The sequence below is a fragment of the Streptomyces sp. HSS9-12 genome (genome assembly GCF_054963655.1).
This window is the reverse complement of record NZ_JBUEGC010000036.1, coordinates 20,295-41,333: the sequence shown is the minus strand read 5'-3', so window position 1 is coordinate 41,333 and position 21,039 is coordinate 20,295. Positions and strand designations below refer to the sequence as shown.

Annotated in this window: 12 protein-coding genes; 3 read left to right on the top strand and 9 right to left on the bottom strand. The window is 74.1% G+C overall.

All coding sequences use genetic code 11. The features are described from left to right. Positions 1–518 precede the first annotated feature (518 nt). The 4 genes from ACY34J_RS19570 to ACY34J_RS19555 all read right to left on the bottom strand — a co-directional run bounded on the left by ACY34J_RS19570 (position 519) and on the right by ACY34J_RS19555 (position 9,209). Positions 519–5,582, bottom strand: a complete 5,064-nt coding sequence (locus ACY34J_RS19570) for a hypothetical protein (protein WP_462727770.1) — start codon at positions 5,580–5,582, stop codon at positions 519–521. 92 nt (positions 5,583–5,674) lie between these two features. After that, positions 5,675–6,523 carry a hypothetical protein gene (locus ACY34J_RS19565; RefSeq protein ID WP_462727797.1) on the bottom strand — a complete coding sequence of 283 codons (849 nt, stop codon included), beginning with the start codon at positions 6,521–6,523 and terminating at the stop codon, positions 5,675–5,677. A gap of 214 nt (positions 6,524–6,737) precedes the next feature. Beyond that, positions 6,738–8,345: a hypothetical protein gene (locus tag ACY34J_RS19560; protein WP_462727771.1), complete on the bottom strand. Its 1,608-nt coding sequence runs from the start codon at positions 8,343–8,345 to the stop codon at positions 6,738–6,740. Positions 8,346–8,498: 153 nt separating this feature from the next. After that, entirely contained in the window at positions 8,499–9,209 is a 711-nt protein-coding gene (locus tag ACY34J_RS19555; RefSeq protein ID WP_462727772.1) for a GntR family transcriptional regulator, read from the bottom strand. Between the two features lie 272 nt (positions 9,210–9,481). Here ACY34J_RS19555 and ACY34J_RS19550 point away from each other — a divergent pair, with 272 nt between their 5' ends. Genes ACY34J_RS19550 through ACY34J_RS19540 form a run of 3 tightly spaced genes read left to right on the top strand, consistent with a single transcriptional unit; the run spans position 9,482 to position 11,732 of the window. Beyond that, positions 9,482–10,246: a LamB/YcsF family protein gene (locus ACY34J_RS19550; protein ID WP_462727773.1), complete on the top strand. Its 765-nt coding sequence runs from the start codon at positions 9,482–9,484 to the stop codon at positions 10,244–10,246. Then, positions 10,243–10,863, top strand: a complete 621-nt coding sequence (gene pxpB / locus ACY34J_RS19545; protein WP_462727774.1) for a 5-oxoprolinase subunit PxpB — start codon at positions 10,243–10,245, stop codon at positions 10,861–10,863. The genes ACY34J_RS19550 and pxpB overlap by 4 nt, the downstream gene beginning before the upstream one ends. Continuing rightward, positions 10,860–11,732 carry a 5-oxoprolinase subunit C family protein gene (locus tag ACY34J_RS19540; RefSeq protein ID WP_462727775.1) on the top strand — a complete coding sequence of 291 codons (873 nt, stop codon included), beginning with the start codon at positions 10,860–10,862 and terminating at the stop codon, positions 11,730–11,732. Before pxpB ends, ACY34J_RS19540 begins: the two co-directional genes overlap by 4 nt. A gap of 112 nt (positions 11,733–11,844) precedes the next feature. Here the strand turns inward: ACY34J_RS19540 and ACY34J_RS19535 are convergent, their stop codons facing one another. From ACY34J_RS19535 to ACY34J_RS19515, 5 genes are all read right to left on the bottom strand, one after another. Further along, positions 11,845–15,444, bottom strand: coding sequence for a hydantoinase B/oxoprolinase family protein (locus ACY34J_RS19535; protein ID WP_462727776.1), 3,600 nt, complete (start codon positions 15,442–15,444; stop codon positions 11,845–11,847). Then, entirely contained in the window at positions 15,444–16,619 is a 1,176-nt protein-coding gene (locus ACY34J_RS19530; RefSeq protein WP_462727777.1) for an SGNH/GDSL hydrolase family protein, read from the bottom strand. The genes ACY34J_RS19535 and ACY34J_RS19530 overlap by 1 nt, the downstream gene beginning before the upstream one ends. Positions 16,620–16,879: 260 nt before the next feature. Next, positions 16,880–18,112 (bottom strand): glycosyltransferase, encoded by a 1,233-nt coding sequence (locus tag ACY34J_RS19525; RefSeq protein ID WP_462727778.1) that lies wholly within the window; start codon positions 18,110–18,112, stop codon positions 16,880–16,882. Then, positions 18,109–19,245, bottom strand: coding sequence for a glycosyltransferase family 4 protein (locus ACY34J_RS19520; RefSeq protein ID WP_462727779.1), 1,137 nt, complete (start codon positions 19,243–19,245; stop codon positions 18,109–18,111). Before ACY34J_RS19520 ends, ACY34J_RS19525 begins: the two co-directional genes overlap by 4 nt. A gap of 182 nt (positions 19,246–19,427) precedes the next feature. After that, a complete protein-coding gene (locus tag ACY34J_RS19515) occupies positions 19,428–20,876 on the bottom strand; it encodes a HEAT repeat domain-containing protein (protein WP_462727780.1) in 1,449 nt (482 codons plus the stop codon). Positions 20,877–21,039 lie beyond the last annotated feature (163 nt).

Genomic DNA, 21,039 nt, shown 5'->3' with positions numbered 1-21,039 from the left:
GCCACGCGGGGCGCAACTTCGACGTGGTTTGTACGGGATATGGCTGGGACTCGCGGAGCACGCGCGGGTATCCCCACCGGCCGGGGAGACCCCTTGGTGGACCGGGTGGGGATATGGGTGTGCGCGGACTGCCGGAGGATGCGGTCAGAGTGCCGCTACCGGGCGCGGCGCATCGCCCTGGCGCATCGCGAAGCAGGCCCACTCGCCGTCATCTTCGATCGTCTTGGAGACGCCGAACGGCCTTGTAGAGCGGCGATGGTTTCGACCGGGACGGGCTCGCCCTTCGCTCGGGCGACGACGGCGCGCACCTCATGAGCCATGGGCACTCCTCATCCAGGACATATCCCTCGGGCGGGCGACGTTGCGTTGCCCATCGCGATACGTGTCTCAGGCAACGCAACCGCAGGATTGAGCAGGGGAGACCCGGCGGTCAAGAGTTGTGCACCAGGAGCCTCCTCCCGCCCGCCCCGGCAGGGACGGTCGGGAGGACCAAGAGGCGTCATGAGCTGCGAACGGGGTCAGTCCGTGGCCGGCGGACGGCGGTACATCCGGGTGGCGGTGATCTCGCCGACCACCGTCTCCTCGGCCCCGGCCTGCTGCGGCAGGCCGGGCCGCAGATGCTCCTCGACACTGATGTACTTCAGCCCGGCCCGCAGATCCGCGTCGTTGCGCAGCCGAATGACGAGCGGGAACTCGGCGAGCGCCGTGGTGTCGAACAGGCCTGTGGTGTACAGCAGCTGCACCCCGAGCGCGTCGGCGACGGCCCGCTGCAGCTCCAGCAGATAGGTGGCGTTGGCCCGGCCGATCGGGTTGTCGAGGAACAGCGTGCCCGCGTGGCGGTGCCTGTCGCGCCCGCGGTCGTTGCTGCGCAGCGCCGCCATCGTGCAGTACAGCGCGATCGCCGCGGTGAGCAGCTGCCCGCCGGAGAAGACGTCGCCCATCTGCCCGACCGGGACCCGCTCGGCACGCAGCACGGCGTCCGGCTTCAGGATCTCCACGGCGACGCCCTTGGGCCGCAAGGCGGCGGCAACACCGCGCAGCAGCAGCGACATGCCGTCGCGGCGCAGGTCGGAGTTCTTCTTCACCGCGGCCCGGGTCGCCTCGTCGATGACCTCACCGAGCCGTTCGGCGAGCGTGGCATGGTCGGGGTCGTCAAAGCGGATCCGCAGGAACTCCTGCCCCGACCACTCCCCCAGGCCCTCCGGAAGCCGGGACAGCCGCTGCGCGGAGCGGAGGGTGGCGAGCGAGGACTCCACCAGGCCGCGGAGCCGGTCGACGATGCTGTCGCGGTTGCGCTCCAGCTGCGCCAACTCGTCGGTGAGGACACGCAGGCGCGGCGCGAACGCCTCCGCCCAGGCGGCGGCATGCTCGGGCAGGGCCGCCGCCGGCAGTTCCCGGATCTGCTGGCGCGCGGGTGTGCGGACCTGTTCGTACCGGGTGGAGTTGGCGTGCCGTACCAGGACATCGCTCGCGTCACGTACGGCCGACTCGGCGCTGGAGAGGTCGGTGGCGCAGCCGCGCAGCGAGCGACGGGTCTCGGCCGCGGCCTGCCGGGCTTCCTCCAGGGAGCCACGGTAGGGCTCCGGCGGCTGCTCCCCGCCCCCGGGCCCCATGCTGTGCGCGGGCTCACGCAGCAGGTCGCGCAGCATCGCCGCGGTCTCCTCGAAGCCGCCCGCCGCGTCCTCGGCGGACCGGTGAGCTTGCAGAAGCTCGGCGTGCCGGGCGCGCGCCGTCTCCAACGCTTCCGTACGGGCGGCGAGTTCGGACGTGGCCGTACGCAGCAGGGCCTGGGCCTGCTCGGCGTCGGCCGGGACCAGGTCGTCGGGCAGCTCGGTGTGCGCCTCGCCGTGGGGTCCCCCCTGCCGAAGGCCGGGGGACGGCGCCAGCCGCTCGGCCTCGCCGCGCAGCCGCCCGAGCTGCTCGCTGGCGGTGGAGGCACGGGACTCCAGCATCTGTACCAGCGATTCGGCGCGGGCCGCGGCCGCCTGGCGGGACGGGCCGTCCGCGCCGTCGGTGCTCTCCAGGAGCTGGGCGGCGCGGGTGCGGACCTTGTTGGTGAGCCGGTCGAGCTCGGCGCGGGCGGCGCTCTCGTCGCTCTCGGCGCGCGCCTGCTCAGCGCGCAGATCGGCGCCGACGCCGACCTTTTCGTACAGCTGCGAGGCCGCACGGTACGCCTCGCGCAGAGCGGGCAGCGCGGCAGTCGGCGGCGGAGCGTCGTCCGCCACGTCGTCGGGGGCGCCCGCGATCTCGGCGCGCTCGGCACGCAGGGCGCGGGCGGTGCGGCGGGCGTCGTCGGCAGCCCGCTGGGCGGCGCGGCGGTCCTCGTCGACGGCGCGGGCCCGCTCCAGACAGGCGGCGGCGCGGGCCTCGGACTCGGCCATTTCGTCGGCCAGTTCGCGCAGCCGACTCTGCCAGCGGGCGCGCTCGCGCAGCCGGAAGGCGAGGCCGGAGAGGGCGTCGGCGGCGCGGCGGGCGCGCTGGGCCGCATCCTGGCGCTCGTCCCGGACCCCGGCCGCCTCGGCGGCGGCCTCATCGGCTTCCGTACGCGCCGCTCGTGCCTCGGCCAGCTGCTCGCGAGCCGACTCGGCGGCTTGGCCCGCGGACTCGGCTTCGGCCGCCAGCTCGGCGAGCCGGCCGGACGGGCAGCCGGAGCGCCAGGAGGCGATGCGCGCCGCCAGGGCCCGGTCGCCGGCGAGGCGCGCGGCGAGCGCCCGGATCTCCTCGTCCCGGGCGGTGGCGCGGGCGCGCAGCGCCTGCCGTTCGTCGTCGGCGGCGCGCTCGTCGTGCATCGCCGGGTTCGGCGGGACCAGAAAGACGTCGGGGCTGTCCGCCGCGCCGGGCGCGGACGTGGGGGCCAGTAGCGCGGCCGCCGTACCGACGGCGACGGTGGAGCGCGGCAGCAGCGCGGCGCCGGAGATGACCTCACGGGCGCGGGCGTGGCTGTCGGGGTCGGTGATGACGACGCCGTCGACCAGCTCGGGGCGGGCCGCGAGCACGGTGGCGTGGTCGGCGGGGTCGACGGCCTGGGCGAGGTAACGCCAGCCGGGCAGCGCGGGGATGCCGTGCTCGCCAAGGAACTCGACCGTGGCGAGCACATCGGGGCCTGGCGGCAGCAGCCCGCCGTCGCCGAGCGCACCGAGAATCCGCGCATCGTCGGCGGCGGCCGTCCGCAGCTCGAACAACTGCCGCTCGGCGGAGCCGACGCTTTCCTCCAGCACCTCCCGGAGCGCGTCGGCACTCCGGTCGAACTCCTCAGCGGACAGCGGGCCGTCGACGGTACGGGGAAGATGGCCGGCGGCGGGCCCGTCCGGCGCCGCGTCATCCGCGTCGCCCCGGTAGCGGCCGCCCGCGCCGCCGTGGGGGGCGGACCCCTGGGCACGACCGTCCACGTCTCCGCCCTCGGCGGAAGCACCGCCGTTACCGCCGCCACCGCCGGAGCCGGCTGAGCCCGCGGCGAACGCGCCGTGCTCAGCGCCGCCTTCAGCGGCAGGCCCGCTCGTACGCGTCCCCTCGGCTGGGGAACCGTCACCACCGTCGAGGCCGTGATCCGCGGCGGACACGTCGGGCTGGGGCGGGACCTTGCCGGGGACCGTCGTCGGGTCGTCTTCGGACAGGGCCGCGCTGACATCTCGGCGGTCGGAACCGTCTGTTGCCGCAGGAGACATCCCACCGCCGCGGCGAGGCTGCGGCACGCCCACGGCCGCCCGCCGCGGCAGGCTGAGCAGCTCGGCGATGCGCTCGTCGGAGGCGATCGAGTCGGCGGCGCGGCGCTCGGCGGCGTACGCCGACTCGGCCGCCCGGGCCGCATCCTCCGCGCGGGCCGCGGCGAGTTCCGCGCGAGTTTCCTCCGCGGCCGCCTCCTTGGCCCGCTCGGCTGTCCGCCGGGCGGCCTCCCGGGCGGACTCCCACGCTTCGACCGCCGACTTCTCGGCGCCGCTCGCCGCCAGTGCCGCGCGCGCCGGATCCGCGTCGGGCGCGCCGGAGGCGCCCCCACCGGGCGGTGGCTGGGGAACCTCGAGCCAGCCGGCCCGTACTGCCTCCGCGGTCTCCTGCTCGACCTCGGCGAGCCGCTGCCGCAGGTGCTCGGCCTCGCTGCGGGCCCGCTGCGCCTCGGTCGCCGCCGCCGTGGCGTCACGGTGCGCGGACTCGCTTATGGCCTGGAGGCCACTGGAGCGTTCCTCCTCCTCGGCCGCCACGCGCTCGCCGTCCTCCGCGGCCGCGTGGAGGGCCCGTACGAGTTCGGCGGCGGCCGTCGCGCGGGCCGCGAGGGCCGGGGCGGCGTCCCGCTCGGCCTCGCGGATCGCCGCGGAGACCCGCGCCGCGCGGTCGGCGGCGGCGCGGTGCCGGAGCACGGCCTCGGCGGCCTGCCAGGCCGCGTGCAACGTACGGGCGTCGGCCAGCTCACGGCGCTGCGCCGCGGCCGCCTTCTCCGCCGCCGCGAGGGCCAGCGAGGCGTTGCGATAGGCGAGTTCGGCCGCGATCAGCGAGCTGCGGGTGCGCGCCGCCTCGGCCTCGGTCACGGTGTGCGCGGCGGACGTGACCTGCAGGGCGAGGTCGGCGGCGCGGCCGCGCTCCTCCGCGGCCCGCGCCGACAGGCGCCGTGCGAGCGTACGGGTGCGGCGCTCGGCCGCCGCGTGGACGTCTCGGGCGCGCTCGCGCTCGGCCGCCGCGTCAACGATCCGGCCGAGGAGGTCCACTGACCCCGCGGTGAAGTCCCGTTCGGCCATCAGCTCGGCCCTGCGGCCCAGCTTGTGCGCAAAGCCGTGGACGAGGTCGGCGAGGCCGTCCGTGTCCCGGGTATCGGTGACGGCCCGCAGCAGCAGATCGGTGAAGTCGGAGTCGTTCTTGACGGCGAAGAGACCGGCGGCTTCGCCCTCGTCGGCGTTCATCTCCCGCTGGTAGCGGAAGAGTTCGGGGTCGAGGCCGAGGTCGCCAAGGTGCTCGTTCCAGCGCTCGTGGATCTCCTCCCACACCACGTCGAGGTTCGGGTACGCCTTGCCCGCCTCGGTGATGGCGTCGCGGAAACCCTTCATCGTGCGGCGGCGGCCCCGCGCCCCCGAGGCGCCCTCGACAGGTGGTCGTACGGCGGTGGACTCGGCGACCGGCAACGAGTCGAGACTCATGCCGGGGCCGGGCCGGAAGGAGTACCACGCCTCGGCGAACTTCCGCGGGTCGCCCGAGACCTGGCGCCCCCGCCACTCGCTGACCTTGCCGACGACGACGCACTCGCCGGTGACGGTGTGCTGCCACTCCAGGGCGACATGCCCGCAGTCGTCGGCGAGGAGGAACTTGCGCAGCACGCCCGAGCTGGCACCGCCCAGGGTGTTGCGGTGGCCTGGCAGCATCACGGAGAAGATCAGCTTGAGCAGTACGGACTTGCCGCCGCCGTTCTCCAGGAAGAGCACGCCGGCGGGCGCGGGGCGGCGCGGCGGGCCGACGGGCTCGTCCTCGAAGAAGTCCGCCTGGGTGGGCGCCGGGTTGGCCACCGGCTCGCCCACACCGCGCAGGTCCAGCACGGTGTCGGCGTAGCGCGCACCGGCAGGTCCGATGGAGTAGAGGCGGACCCGGGACAGCTCGTACATCGGCGGACTCTCGTTGTGTCGTGCAGCAGGGGATGTGGACGGGGGACGGGGGGACGGGGGGACGGGGGGTGCGGACGGGGATCAGACGGGGATCAGGTGTGGAAGGGCAGGCCGGCGTCGGCGACCAGGTCGAGATCGTCGGTGTCGTCGGGCGGGAGCAGGGTCGCGCTGCCGTCACTGGTGGGAACGATGCCGAGTTCCAGCAGTTCGGCCATGGCGGCGCTGCCGGCCATGTCGCGGACCTGCAGCTGGTAGCGCGCGGTGGTGCGGTACGAGCCTCCCGAGTCGTCGCCGGTGCGCTGCAGAAAGCCGGAGTCGGTGAGGAAGGACACGGCCTTGCCGACGATGCCGGTGGTCGAACCGGCCAGCCGCCGGGCGTCCTTGGTGGCGCCGGTCGCGCTGCGGCGGGCGTAGACACGCCAGGCGGCCTCCAGGCCGGGGGCATCGGTGCTCGGGTCGGTGTTCTCGCCCCGCTCGGCCGCCCGCTCCTCCAAGCGTCGGCAGGCCTGGCGGACGAAGGCGTCGACGCCGTTGACGGTGATCCGCCCGATGTAGCCGTCGTCGGCGAGGTCCTCAGGGCGAGGGAAAGCCATGGCGGCCACCGCGAGATGGGCGAGCCCGTGCAGAAAGCGATCGGCTGAGTCGGCGGCGGCGCGCCGCGCGTAATCGCCCATACGGACGGCGAAGACGGAGTCCTCGGCTGCGGCGAGGGCCATACCCGCGCGGGTGGACACCTCGAGGACCACGAGGCCGAGGCCGGCGGCCACCGCATCGGCGAGCCGGGCGAAGGCGGGGTCGTCCCGGTGGCGGCGCAGCAGCTCGGCGTACTCGGCATCCCGGGCCGGGAGCAGCTTGGGCTGCAGCCCGAAGGAGACAAGCCGCGCGGCGTCGGCGGCGTCGGCGGGGGTGATCGCCGTGCCGGCGGGGGCGGCGCCGCTCACCTGCTGCCCGTACGCCGTCGCGGCGCCGGTACCGTCCCCCGCTGCCGCCGGGGATACCGACTGCGTGCCCTCCTCGGCACGGTACTCGGTCACTGCAACTCCTTGCTCAGAACGTTCTGGTGGTCCGCGCGGCGCACTGTGGCCGGCCCGGCGGCCCGTCGCGTCGCCGGCGCGGCCGGTCGCGGCGCCTGCGGCCTTCCCGGCGAGGGGGCTGTCACGCGGCCTCCGAACGGTCGGCGGCCATGCCCGCCGCGTCCAGGAGGGCCGCGCCGACGATGAGGTCGGCGCCGCCGAACTCCGGATCGTCGAGCTCGGTGCCGTCGTCGACGGCGAAGAGCAGCCGCTCCTCACCCTGCCGGTAGGCGGTGCCGACCGGCGGGCTGGCGGCATGCACGGCCAACAGCGCGACGAGGTAGGGCAGTTCGGGGTCCCGGCGGCGGGCTTCGGCGAGGAGTCCGGACAGCCGGCGCGGGGCGTCCGCCGGAAGGTCCAGCAGTTCCATGGCGACGGCCAGCTGCTCCTCGCTGAAGCGGCTGTCGTCGGGCGTGGCGACGAGGTCCGGCTCGGGCATCTGCGCGCCGAGGTGTTCGCGCTCGACAGGCGGGGTGAGGAGCAGGTCGACCAGGTCTCCGACCCGTACGGCGGACGGGGTGCGCAGCCCGGTGCCGCGGGCGAAGAAGGCGTCGGTGACCCGGGTCGCCTGCTCGACGGGCAGCGGCAGCACCGGCGCGAGCAGCTGGCCGTACAGATCGAGGCCGGACTCGGCGGCGGGCGCGGCGAAGGCCTGCCGGTCCTGCTCGGCCCGGAACAACGGACCCGCCTCCAGCAGCCGGGACTGCAGCTGTGTGTGCCGGCGGATGCAGTCCTTCACGATGTCGACAAGTTCGGCGGCGCGCCGCTTGTGCTCGGGGTCCTCGGCCTCGTCGCGGGCCCGGCGGATGTTGGTGAGGATCGCGCTCTCGTGGCGGTAGCGGTCGGCGACGTGGTCCAGCGCCTCGGCGATCATGTCGGGGACGGTGCTGAGCCAGTCGACGGCGCGTACGTTGCGCCGGGTGGCGTCAAGGGTCCTGCGCAGGGTCTCGGCGTACTGGACCGTGCGGTAGCGGGCCTGCTCGGCGGCGAGTTGAGCATCGGCGAGGCGGCCGCGGCTGATGAGCACTTCGAGCTTGACCTCGGCGGCGACCTGCGCGCTGGTCACATCGGTGTCGAGCGCGCCGACCAGAACGTTGACCGCTTCGTCGGTGGTGCGCAGATAGACGCTGCCGCCGGGCCCGGGGACCTCCTCGATGAGCTTGAAGTCGTAGTCACGGCGGACGTACTGGCCGTCCGGCCCGAACGTGCCGTACACCGCGCGGAATCCGCGGTCGACGCTGCCGACGTTGATCAGGTTCTCCAGCACCCAGCGGGCGACGCGCTCGTGCTCGGCGGCGGGGCGGCCGGGCGCCTGTGCGGCGACGCGCGGGAGCAGTCTGGCCACTATCTGCTCGTGGTCGGCCCCGGTGTCGAAGTCCATGTGGAGCGTGACGAGGTCGATGGCCGCGAGGGCCACCTCGGCCATCGCGTAGACCGAGTACTCGCCGGCGAGGTTGGCCTTGCGCGTGTCCAGATCGTGCAGCGGGGCGGTGCAGGCGAGCGCGCGCAGGCGCCGGGCCAAGCCCTCGTCGGCGGCCGGGCCGGGAGCGGGCCTGGGGGCACTCCCCCGGCTACCGCTGGGGGTACCCCCACCCAGGCGAAGCTCTGGGGGAGCGCCGAGGATGGCCGGCGGGGCTGTCGCCGAGGCTTTCGCATTCACGACGGACAGATTAAGCGGTGCTACTGACATTGCTCGAAACGGCGCGGATGGGACACCGCACGACACCAGAACTCAGCGGGTACGGGATGCTCCCTCAGCGGGCTGTCCGCAGCGGCTCCTTTCAACGATCGGACAAGAGTGCAATCCTCATTGGCTGACGGGACGTTGCCCCTGTGACAGCGCTCAACCCTCGGCGACCTGCTGGGCGTACGCAGCGGCCAACTGCGCGCGCGAGTCGTCCAGATACGCCGCGAGCAGCCGCTCGGCCTCCTGCGCGTCACCTGCCCGCAGCGCCTTGAGGATCTGCCGGTTGCGGACGAGATACGGCTCGTAGAAGCGCCGCGGGTCGGCCATCACATGGAAGACCAGGCGCAGTTCGGCCAGCACACCGCGCATGAGCTCGTCCGTGCGCGGGCTGCCCGCCAGCGCGACGAGGGCTTGGTGGAACCGGATGTTGGCGGTGGACAGGTCCTGCCAGATCTGGTCCCGGGCGGCCCGCTCGCCGGCTTCGACGGCCGACTCGACCGTCTCGAGCGGGTAGGGCGGCTCCCCCAGGCTGCGCACCGCCGCGCATTCGATCAGCCGGCGCACGCGGTAGATGTCGATGAGGTCGTCGACCGTCACGACGCGGACGAACACACCGCGATTCAGCTCGTGTACCAGCAGCCGCTCGTGCGTGAGCAGGCGGAAGGCCTCCCGGAGGGTGTTGCGGGACACGCCCAATGCCCCGCCGATACTGTCCTCCGCCAGCCGGGTCCCGGGCGGGAAGAACCCCTCGGCGATCCGGTCGCGCAGGATGTCCGCGACGCGCTCGGCGGTGCTGGTCCGCCCGAGCAGCGCCCGGTCCGACTCCAGCCCGGCGGCCTCTCCGAGCCTGCGTTCGACCCCGTCCATCACGGCGTCCCTCCCTCTCCGCCCTGACCGGGCGCTCTTCGGCCCCGGCCGGGCCCGGTACGACAGCGGCAGCAGTCAATACCGGATACCGATTCGGAACAACGTCCCTCTTGTCGGATCGTTCAACGATCCTCTACTTTAGGTGCGACCGGGCGGCTCGGCTGCCCTTGGGGGTGGCCTCTGCGGATCCGGGCCGACCGGTCACATCCGCTCACCGGCACGGGCCGGGCCCATCGGCCCCCCGCGACCCCTGCACGCAGGAACGGACGGATATGACCGACGTGGTGATCGATCTCAACGCCGACCTCGGGGAGGGGTTCGGCCGCTGGACTCTCACCGACGACGAGGCCCTGCTCTCCGTCGTCACCAGCGCCAACGTCGCCTGCGGCTTCCACGCCGGAGATCCGACCACCATGCGCCGGGTGTGCGCGCTGGCCGCCGAGCGGGGCGTGACGATCGGCGCCCAGGTCTCCTATCGGGACCTGGCGGGCTTCGGCCGCCGCGCGATGGACGTGCCGGCGGACGAGCTGGCCCACGAAGTCGCCTACCAGATCGGCGCGCTGGAGGTCTTCGCCAGGGCGGCGGGAGCGCGCGTCGGCTACGTCAAGCCCCACGGCGCGCTGTACAACCGCGCCGCCGTCGACGAGGAGCAGGCGGCGGCCGTCGTGGAGGGCGTACTCCTCGCCGACGGGGACCTTCCCGTCCTGGGCCTGCCGGACTCACAGCTGCACGCCGCTGCCGAGAAGGCCGGACTCCCGGTCGTCGCCGAGGCCTTCGCCGACCGCGCCTACACCGCGGACGGCACGCTCGTCCCCCGCCGCAGGCCGGATGCGGTCATCAGCGACCCGTCCGCGGTGATCAAGCGCTCCGTACGTCTCGCCCGGGACGGAGAAGTCACCGCCGTGGACGGCGCACGTGTCCGCCTGCGCGCCCGCTCCCTGTGCCTGCACGGCGACACGCCCGGCGCGGCCGAACTCGCCCGTACGGTGCGGACGGAGCTGTCGGCGGCCGGTGTCCGCGTAAGGGCCTTCGCGTGAGGCCCCTGCCGGTCGGGCGGCACGGGCTGCTCGTCGAACTCGACAGCGCCGCGGAGGTGGAGGCGCTCCACGCCGAGCTGCTGCGCCGCCGCGCCGCCGGGACCCTCCCGGCCGTCCAGGAGATCGTGCCCGCCGCCCGTACCGTCCTGATCAACGGCCTCGCCGACCCGGGACAACTGGCCGCGGAACTGACGCAGTGGCAGATCCCGCCGGTCGGCCGCGACCAGCAGGAGGCTGTCGAGATCCGCGTGCGCTACGACGGTCCCGACCTGGCCGAGGTCGCCGAGCACTGGGGGGTGGCGCGGGAGGAGGTCGCCCGGATTCACTCCGGCACCGAATTCCGCGTCGCCTTCTGCGGGTTCGCCCCCGGCTTCGGCTATCTCACCGGACTCCCCGAGTCCCGTCATGTACCGCGCCGCGCCACGCCACGGACTCGGGTCCCCGCGGGTGCGGTCGCCATCGCCGGGCCCTACACCGGCGTCTACCCGCGCTCCTCCCCCGGCGGCTGGCAGCTCATCGGGAGCACGGACGCCGTGCTCTGGGACCCGGCACGCGCGCGTGCCGCCCTGCTCGCTCCGGGCACCCGTGTCCGCTTCGTACCCCTGGTGGCCGCGTGACCGACCGCGAGTTCGAAGTCGTGCGGCCGGGACTCCTGACGACCGTTCAGGATCTCGGCCGGCCCGGGCACGCGCATCTGGGTGTCCCGCGCTCCGGTGCGCTCGACCCGTCCGCACACCGGCTGGCGAACCGCCTGATCGGGAACCCGGTGACAGCCGCCGCCCTGGAGACCACGGTGCTCGGCTGCGCCGTCCGCGTGGCGGGCCCGGTCACGGTCGCGGTGACCGGCGCGCCCTGCCCGGTCACCGTCGACGGGCGGCCCGCGCCCTGGGGAACCGCCGTACGGGTACCCGCCGGTTCCCTGCTGGACGTTGGCGCGGCGACGCACGGAGTACGCAGCTATCTGGCGTTCGCGGGCGGCGTCGCCGCCGAGCCGGTGCTCGGCAGCCGGGCGACCGACCTGCTCTCCGGCCTCGGCCCGTCGCCCTTGGCCGAGGGCTCCGTGCTGCCGCTCGGCGCCGTGGCGGGCCCAGCCGCGTCCGTGGACGTCGTGCCGTGGCAGGCGCCCCCACGCGAACTGGTACTGCCGGTGGTGCTCGGCCCGCGCGACGACTGGTTCACGGCCGAGGGCGTACGCAGCCTCTTCGCGGGCGACTTCCGCGTGTCGCCCGCGAGCAACCGCATCGGGCTGCGCACCGAGGGGCCCTCCCTGGAGCGGGCCAGGGACGGGGAGCTGCCCAGCGAGGGCATGGTGCCGGGTGCGATACAGGTTCCGCCGGACGGCCGGCCGGTCGTCTTCCTCGCCGACCATCCGACCACGGGCGGGTATCCGGTGGTCGGGGTCGTACCGGAGGAGTTCCTGGGCGCGGCGGCGCAGGCCGCGCCGGGTACCCCGGTCCGCTTCGTCCCCGTGGGTCGCACCTGCTGAGAGTCTCCGGTTCCCGGCCCCCACATCGCCTCGTCCACACCCGCGGCGCCGTCGTCCAGGGCAAGCGGAGGGGCCGTCTCCGTCCATGGCCCGAATCCGGCCGGCGGCTGCGTCAGTCCGCAGGCCCGTAACCGCCACCGCCCGGTGTCCGCACCACCAGCGCATCCCCTGGCGCAAGGTCCGCCGAGTCGCAGCCCTTCAGGTGTGTCACGGTGCCATCGGCGCGCTCGATCCAGTTGGCGCCCTTGGCTCCCGGTTCGCCGCCCGCCATCCCGTACGGCGCTACACGCCGGTGCCCCGACAGCACGCCGACGGTCATCGGCTCCAGGCAGCGGATCTTACGGGTGACTCCGCAGCCGCCGTGCCACCGGCCGCGCCCGCCGCTGCCCTCCCGTACGGCGAAGCTCTCCACGCGCACGGGGTAGCGCCACTCCAGCACTTCGGGGTCGGTGAGGCGCGAGTTGGTCATATGGGTCTGGACGGCGTCGGCCCCGGCGAAGCCGTCGCCCGCGCCCGAGCCGCTGGCGACGGTCTCGTAGTACTGCACACGGTCGTTGCCGAAGGTGACGTTGTTCATCGTCCCGGAGCCCTCCGCCTGGACGCCGAGCGCCGCGTACAGCGCGCCGGTGACGGCCTGGGACGTCTCCACATTGCCCGCGACGGTGGCCGCCGGGTAGGTGGGCGCGAGCATCGAGCCTTCGGGCACACGGACTTCCAGCGGCTTCAGACAGCCGCTGTTGAGCGGGATGTCGTCGGCGACGAGGGTGCGGAAGACGTACAGCACGGCCGCCATCACCACGGACGTGGGCGCGTTGAAGTTCCCCGGCTGCTGGGAGGAGGTGCCGGTGAAGTCCAGGACGGCGCTGCGGGAGGAGCTGTCCACGCGCACCGCGACCCGGATAACCGCGCCGCTGTCCATCTCGTAGCTGTAGCTGCCGTCCTTCAGGCCCGCGACGATACGGCGTACGGACTCCTCCGCGTTGTTCTGGACGTGCGCCATGTAGGCCTGGACGACGTCGAGACCGAACTGGTCGACCATCCGGCGCAGTTCGTGGATGCCCTTCTCGTTGGCGGCGATCTGGGCGCGCAGATCGGCGAGGTTGGCGTCCGGATCTCGCGAGGGGTACTGCGCCGTGGTGAGCAGTTCCCGCGTCTCGGCCTCGCGCATCCTGCCGTCGCGCACCAGCAGCCAGTTGTCGAAGAGGACGCCCTCTTCGCGGATGGTCCGGCTGAAGGCCGGCATCGAGCCGGGGGTGAGTCCGCCGATCTCCGCGTGGTGCCCACGCGAGGCGACCAGGAACAGAAGCTCATGGCCGTCCTCGGCGAAGACGGGGGTGACGACAGTGACATCGGGCAGGTGCGTCCCGCCGTGGTACGGGTCGTTGATGGCGTAGACGTCGCCCGGCCGCATGCCGCCCTGCCTGCGCCGCAGCACCTCCTTGATGGACTCGCCCATCGAGCCGAGGTGTACGGGAATGTGCGGCGCGTTGGCGATGAGGTTGCCCTCGGCGTCGAACAGCGCACAGGAGAAGTCCAGCCGCTCCTTGATGTTGACCGAGTGCGCGGTGTTCTCCAGGCGTACGCCCATCTGCTCGGCGATCGCCATGAAGAGGTTGTTGAAGACCTCCAGCATCACCGGGTCCACGTCGGTGCCGACGGCGACCCTGCCCGGGCGGGGGCGTACGCGCGTCAGCATCAGATGCCCGTGCTCGCCGACGGCCGCCTGCCAGCCCGGGTCGACCACGGTGGTGGCGTCGGCCTCCGAGATGATCGCCGGGCCCTGGATGACATCTCCCGGCCGCAGTTCCCCGCGCCAGTACAGGAGAGTGTCCTGCCGACGGCCCGCACTGAAAACCCGCACTGTGGCCAGGGGCGTGAGCGGGCCCTCGCGCGCCGCTTGCTCCTCGGCCTGGCGCCCCTCGGGGCCCGCCGATCCGACGGCCTCCACCGAAACCGCCTCGACGACAAGGGGTTTGTCCATGGTGAAGGCGTAGCGGGCACGGTGTGTGCGCTCGAAGTCCTCGGTCATCGCCGGCACTGAGTCCAGGGGGACGACCAGGCTCGAGTCGGTGCCGGCGTAGCGCAAGTGCACGCGCGCGACCGTGGCGATCGCGGTGTCGGGGATGCCGTCGGCACGCAGTTCCGCGCGCGTCCGCTCGGCCAAGCCGGCACAGGTCTCCCGGACCCCGGGCAGCGCCTGCTCGCCGAGTTCGGTCTCGACGGACTGCTCGCGCATGGCAGTGGCGTCGGCAAGACCGATGCCGTACGCGGAGAGCACGCCGGCCAGCGGGGGCACGATCACGGTGTTGATGCCGAGGGCGTCGGCGACCGCACAGGCGTGCTGTCCGCCCGCGCCGCCGAAGCTGGTCAGCGCGTAGCGGGTGACGTCGTGGCCGCGCTGTACCGAGATCTTCTTCACGGCGTTCGCCATGTTGAGGACGGCGATCTCCAGGAAGCCGGCGGCCACTTCCTCGGGGCTGCGCCGGTCGCCGGTGGCCTCGGCGGCCTCCTCCGCGAGCCGGGCGAACCTCTCGCGTACGACGCCGGCGTCCAGCGGCTGGTCACCGCCCGGGCCGAAAACGGCGGGGAAGTGCTCGGGCTGTACCCGGCCGAGCATGACGTTGGCATCGGTCACCGTCAGCGGGCCGCCGCGCCGGTAGCAGGCAGGGCCCGGAACAGCGCCTGCCGAGTCCGGTCCCACGCGGTAGCGCTGGCCGTCGAAGTGCAGGACGGAGCCGCCGCCGGCGGCGACGGTGTGGATGTTCATCATCGGGGCGCGCATCCGCACCCCGGCCACCTGGGTGCCGAAGACCCGCTCGAACTCGCCCGCGTAGTGTGAGACGTCCGTGGAGGTGCCGCCCATGTCGAAGCCGATGACGCGGTTGAGACCCGCCTGGCCGGAGGCGCGGGCCATGCCGACGACACCGCCGGCCGGCCCGGACAGCACGGCGTCCTTGCCGCGGAAGTGCGCGGCCTCCCGCAACCCGCCGTTGGACTGCATGAACATCAGCCGGACGCCGCGCAGTTCGCTCGCGACCTCCTCGACGTAGCGGCGCAGGATCGGTGAGAGATAGGCGTCCACCACCGTGGTGTCACCACGCGGTACGAGCTTCATCAGCGGGCTGACCTCATGGGAGCAGCTGATCTGGGTGAAGCCCAGGCCGGCCGCGGCCCGCGCGATGGCAGCCTCGTGCGCGGGATGCCGGTAACCGTGCAGAAGGACGACGGCGAGGCTGCGGAAACCGTCGCGGTGGGCGGTCCGCAGCGCCTCGGTCACGGCGTCCAGGTCCAGCGGCCGCACGGTGCCGCCGTGCGCGTCGACGCGCTCGGGGACCTCGACGACCCGCTCGTACACCGTCTCCGGCAGGACGATCCGGCGGTCGAACAGCCTGGGGCGGTTCTGGTAGGCGATGCGCAGGGCGTCGCGGAAGCCCTCGGTGACGACAAGGACGGTGGGCTCGCCCTTGCGCTCGAGGAGGGCGTTGGTGGCGACGGTGGTGCCCATCTTGACCACGGCGATCCGGTCCGCCGGAACGGACTCCTCGGGGCCGAGACCCAGCATGAAGCGGATCCCGGCGACGGCCGCGTCCCGGTAGCGCTCGGGATTGTGGGACAGCAGCTTGTGCGTGACGAGCCGGCCGTCCGGCCGTTTGCCGACGATGTCGGTGAAGGTGCCGCCGCGGTCGATCCAGAACTCCCAGCGTCCCGCCATCAGGCCATTGTCGCAGGGCCGGTGAGGGGTGCGGGAGATCCCGCCGCGGCCGTCACCGCCGCGAGCGCCGCTGCGGTCGCATGCTGCGCGCGGACGTCGAGCAGGTGGTCGGAGCCCAGCAGGCGGTGCCGGCTCTCCTGCACCGCCAGCCGCAGGAGATCCGGCAGCAGATCGGTGCAGCGGTTGACGACCCAGCGCGTACCGCGGGTCGCCATCCACCACACCTTGGCGGTACGGGACGGGGGCGCCCCGTCCGGTACGGCCACCGGCGGCGGGCCGGTCGCCACCCCGGCGGCGGTGACCAGGGCATGGAACTCGCGGGCGATCAGCCGGTGCCCGAGCTGGCTGGGGTGGAGCCGGTCGACGCTCACCGCGGCGCGGTCGGCAAGCCAGGGCTTGCTCTCGACATGGAGGTGCAGCGCGCCGTAGCGGTCGGACAGCGTATGGATGACGGTGTTGACGGCCCGCATCCGGCGGCCGAGCGGCCGCGCCAGCGAGGGCGGCAGGCCGAGCAACTGCCCCGCGTCCGGCAGGCAGGCGGTCAGCAGCAACGCGCCGTCGGCGCGCAGGGTGGCCAGGACGGAGTCGAGGCGGGCGGCGATCTGCCCGATATCGAACGAGGCACGCAGGGTGTCATTGCCGCCGACCAGGACGGACGCCACATGGGGGCGGTGGGCGCGCGCCGCGGGGAGCTGGGATTCCGCCACGTCCTTGCTGAGCGCGCCGCTGCGGGCGAGGTTGAGCAGCTGCGCGCCTCCGGGGGCGAGTGTTTCGGCGAGCAGCGCGGCCCAGCCGCGCCACCCCCCGGGGACGGGATCGCCGACGCCCTCGGTGATGGAGTCCCCGAGCGCAGCGAACCGTATGGCCTGCGGCGGGCTTTCGGGGTCCGCGGCCACCACGGCCCCGCCGGGCGCGTCGGCGCGCGCCCGCATCCGCGCACCGACCGCAGGCGCGAGGGTGCCGGTACGGACGGCACCACCTGGCCGTACGGCTACCGCGTTCGAGACCGCGTGAGCCCGGGCCCGGTTGGCGGCCTCGGACGCCAGCGCGCCGACAACCTCACCGTCATCGTGCGCATCCCCCGCAGCCCCCGGTCTCCCGGCCGGGCCGCCGGCCGTCGGCATGACCTCGACCGCGCCGACGTCGTTGCCGGGACGGCCCGCTGTGGCGTCCACGGCCGGGAATGTCCCGGGCCGACGGGCACTCGGTGCGGGCAGGGTGGCTCGCCGTGCCTGTGGAGCCACGGCTGCTGGGGCAGCTGCGTGGTGTTCCGGAGCGGGGCCCTCGGGAGTCGGCCAGGATGTGGGCGAGGCGGCGCGGTCGGGCCCTTCCGTCTCGGCGGAGGCCGCCGCATCGCCGCTCAGGCGCAGGCACAGGTCACCGGCGGAAGCGGAGGATTCCCTCCGGGGTGCGGACGGAGCCGTGGGGCCGGCGTTCACGCGGCGGCTCCCCGGGCGGCGCGGGTTTCCCGCCCATGGGCGGGTCCCGCGTCGGCGGTCGCACCATGTGACAACGCCTCACGCCTGGGCGCGTCGTGCGCGGCGAGGAAGGCGTCGACGGACGCGGACCAGCCGTACCGTTCGGCGCGGGCACGCGCGGCTTCCCTGCGGACCGGCTCCGGGCGAGCGGCCAGGCGCCGTACCGCGTCCGCGAACGCCGGCCCCTCGCCGGGCGCCGCCGCGCCCGCCGTGCCGAGGATCGCCGGCAGCGCGGACGCCGCGTTCGCCACGACCGGCGTACCGCAGGCCAGTGCCTCGAGGGCCGCGAGGCCGAAGGTCTCCACCGGCCCCGGGGCCAGGCACACGTCCGCCGTGGCCTGAAGGGCCGCCACGGCGTCGCGGTCCGCCAGATGCCCGAGGAAGGTCACCGGCAGCCGCTCCGCACGCGCGCGTTCCTCCAGCCGCGCGCGCAGCGGGCCGTCCCCGGCCACCACCAGAACGGCGTTCGTCCCGCCGCGCCGGCGCAGTTCGCTGAGCGCGTCGAGCGCGATGCCCGGCCGCTTCTCCACCGACAGCCGGGAGCACAGGACGAGCAGGACCTGCCCGGGACCCGCGTACCGCGCGCGCAGGGCGGCGCTGTGGTGGTCCGGCCGCCAGCGCTGCAGGTCGACACCGAGGGGGGCGCGTACGACATTGCGTGCGCCGATCCTGGCGAACTCGCGCTCCGCGAACGCCGTCGTGCAGACGACGCGCGCGTACGCCCGCGCCGAACGCCGGTTGAGCCCGTCCGCCATCCGCAGGGCAGCGGTCTCCGGAACGCCCCAGGTGCGCAGCACCCCGTCCACGGTCTCGTGGGACACCATCACCGCGCGGACGCGGGCGCGGCGCGCCCACTCCCCCGTCCAGCGCAGCGTCGTGCGGTCGGACACCTCCAACCGGTCCGGCTTCAGGGCTTCGAGCAGATCCGTGAGGCGCCGACGGTCGGTCAGCACCCGGTAGCCACCGGTGCCGGGGACCGCGGGGCCGGGCAGGGTGATCACCCGGCCCTGCTCGGTGTACTCGTCCGCGGCGCGCTCCCCCGGCACGATGAGGACGGGTTCGTGCCCGGCGGCCCGGTAGCCCGCACCGAGTTCGTGCAGGGCGGTTCGCAGCCCTCCCGACGCCGGAGCCACGAAGTTGGCGAGCCGGACGATCCGCAGCGGCCCCCTTCCGGCTATGGCCCCGGTCATGCCGCCACCGCCGTCCGCTCGGCGAGCACCTCGGCGTAGTGGTCCAGGAGTTGGTCGCCGACCGCGTCCCAGGTCCGTCCCTCGACGGTCGCGCGCCCGGTCCGCCCGTACTCCGCTCTCCGCTGCGGATCGGCGACGAGTGAGCGCACCGCGTCGCGTACGGCGCCGGCGTCGCGCGGCGGCACCAGCAGTCCCGTACGGCCGTGGTCGACGAGGTCCAGCGGGCCCCCGGCCGCGGGCGCGACGACGGGCAGGCCGCTCGCCATGGCCTCCTGGACGGTCTGACAGAAGGTCTCGTACGGCCCGGTGTGCACGAAGATGTCCAGGGAGGCAAAGAGACGGGCGAGTTCGTCCCCCGTCATGCGCCCGGGGAAGTAGGCGCCGGGCAGGGCGGTGCGCAGCGCCGGTGCGCTGGGGCCGTCGCCGACCACGACCACCCGCACACCCGGGAGGTCGCACACGCCGCTGAGCAGTTCGACGTGCTTCTCGGGGGCCAGGCGGCCGATGTAGCCGACGAGCAGTTCACCGTTCGGGGCGAGGGTGCGGCGCAGCTCGGGGTCGCGCCGGTCCGGGCGGAAGCGCTCGGTGTCCACGCCGCGCGGCCAGAGCCGGACCCGGGGGATCCCGTGGTCCAGGAGGTCGCGCACGGACGCGGAGGAAGGGGCGAGGGTGCGGTCGGCCGCGGTGTGCACGCTGCGGATGCGCCGCCACGCGGCGTTCTCGCCCGCGCCGACGTAGGTACGGGCGTAGCCGCCCAGATCGGTCTGGTAGACGGCGACCGCGGGGATGTGCAGGCGGGTGGCGGCGGCCATCCCGCGCACCCCGAGGACGAAGGGGCTGGCGAGGTGGACGACGTCGGCCCGGTGGGCCGCGAGCGAGGTGGCGACCCGCCGGCTGGGCAGGGCGACCCGCACCTGCGGATAGCCGGGCAGCGGGAGGGAGGGCACCCGTACCACGGGGCAGGGGGCGGAGTCGGGGCCGTCAGGCCCCACCAGGGGGACATGCGGTATGGAGGGGGCGATGACGAGGGGATCGTGACCGCGCCGCACGAGGTGCCGGGCGGTCTGCAGGGCGCAGTGGGCGACGCCGTTGACGTCGGGCGGGAAGGATTCGGTGACGATGACGACACGCATACCCGTGTTGTGGACGCGCTGGACGCCCGCTGGGTCACGTGGATCTTTCCACCTGTGAAACGCCCCATGAGCGTTTCTCCTGCGCCGACCGCTGGATGGTGTGTTTCACGGTCGCCTGCCCGTTTTCACCCCGCCCGCCGTGATCCCGCTGTGACCTCCGCGGATCTGTCACCCCGTCACGGTCAGACCGCCGGCAGGTCCGGGCCGATGCGGCTGCGGACGGCGGTCTGGACCTCGGCCTCCTCGGCCGGATCTGCGGCGAGCCGGCGCAGCTGCTTGACGACACGGGTGTCACCGATCGTGGCGTGCCGGGCGGCCAGCTCGCGGGTGCTCTCCTCGCAGTCCCACAGGCACTCGACCGCGAAGCCGGCGGCGAAGGACGGGTCGGTGGCGGCCAGGGCACGGGCGGCGCGGCCGCGCAGATGGGACGAGGACGTCTCGCGGTAGATGTGGCGCAGAACGGGGGCTGCGCAGGCGATCGACAGCCGGCCGGCGCCGTCGACGAGCGGCCAGAGCCCGGCGGCATCGGGCCCCTCGGTGCGAACTGTTCTGCGCAGGGCGGCCAGGACGAGGTCGGCGTCCCGGCTGCTGCCCCTGCACGCGAGCATTCCGGCGGCGGCCCGGCCGAGGGCGTCCGTGCGGTGCACCCACCGGCGGCTGCGTCCGAGGGCGGCGGTGCTGCACATGCGCTCGAAGGAGGCGACCGCGGCCTCGGCGACGACGCGGGAGGGGTCGCTCGCGGCGGCCTCCAGCAGGTCGAGGGCCTCGGGGTCCTGCTGCTCGGCGAGGTAGTGCAGGGCCGTGCACCGGGAGGCGTCCGGGCCGCGCCGGGCGGCCTCGACGATCTCGGGGCGGTCCTCGGGGCCGGCCACGGCGGTCAGGCAGCGGGCGGCGGCGGCATGGCGGGGCTGGGACGGGTGCTGGTCCAGGCCCTGCTGGGCCCAGTCGAGTACGTCGCGGACGCTCCAGCCGGGCCGCGGGCCGGTCGGCCGCAGCTGGCGCTGCCAGCGGTCGAAGCAGCCCTGTTCCCGCGCGGTGCGTACGCGGGCGGCCGTGGCAGAGCTCTGGGCGCGCTCGGGGTGCTCTTCGCCGTCCTCTGCCCACAGCCGCCAGGGCCGGGGCTCGAAGGCGTCCCGTACGGCTGCGGCGAGCTCCGCCTCGCCCTCGGGGGTCCGGGGGAAGCGGGCGAGGACGGGGGCGGCCAGGGCGCGCAGCGACGCGTCGTCGTCCCGGAGGGCGAGCTCGTCGAGGGCCCAGGTCCAGTTGGCGCCGGCGGCGGCGTAGCGGCGGAGCAGCAGCAGGGCGTCGTCGCGGCCGTAACTGGCGAGGTGGCCGAGGACCGCGAGGGCGAGTCCGGTGCGCTCCTCTGAGGTGTCCACCAGGTCGTCGGGGTGGAAGAGGTGCTGTTCGATCTCGTCGAGCCCGCCGTCGAGCTCGAGATAGAGCCGCGCGTAGTACAGGGACCGGTTCTCGAGGTGCCAGTCGTGCCGGGGGTCGCGCAGCACACAGTGGTGCAGAGCGGCGAGCGCCTCCGCCCGCGGAGCCGCGAGGGCGAGCAGGGTCCCGTCGCCGCGGCCTCGCTGCAGGAGGCCGAGCAGGGTGCCGCTGGGCGCTATGTCTGGATCGAACATGAGGTCAGCATCCGGTGCGGGGACATCACTGGCAACGGGATTTCCGCTGATCGGCATTCTTGCCGGGATCACAGGGTCTACGCCTGGTGAACGTCGTGGGCTCGCGGGTCCCGAGCGCCGCAGCCTACCCGGACTGATCCATTCCACCGATTCCGGCCTGCTC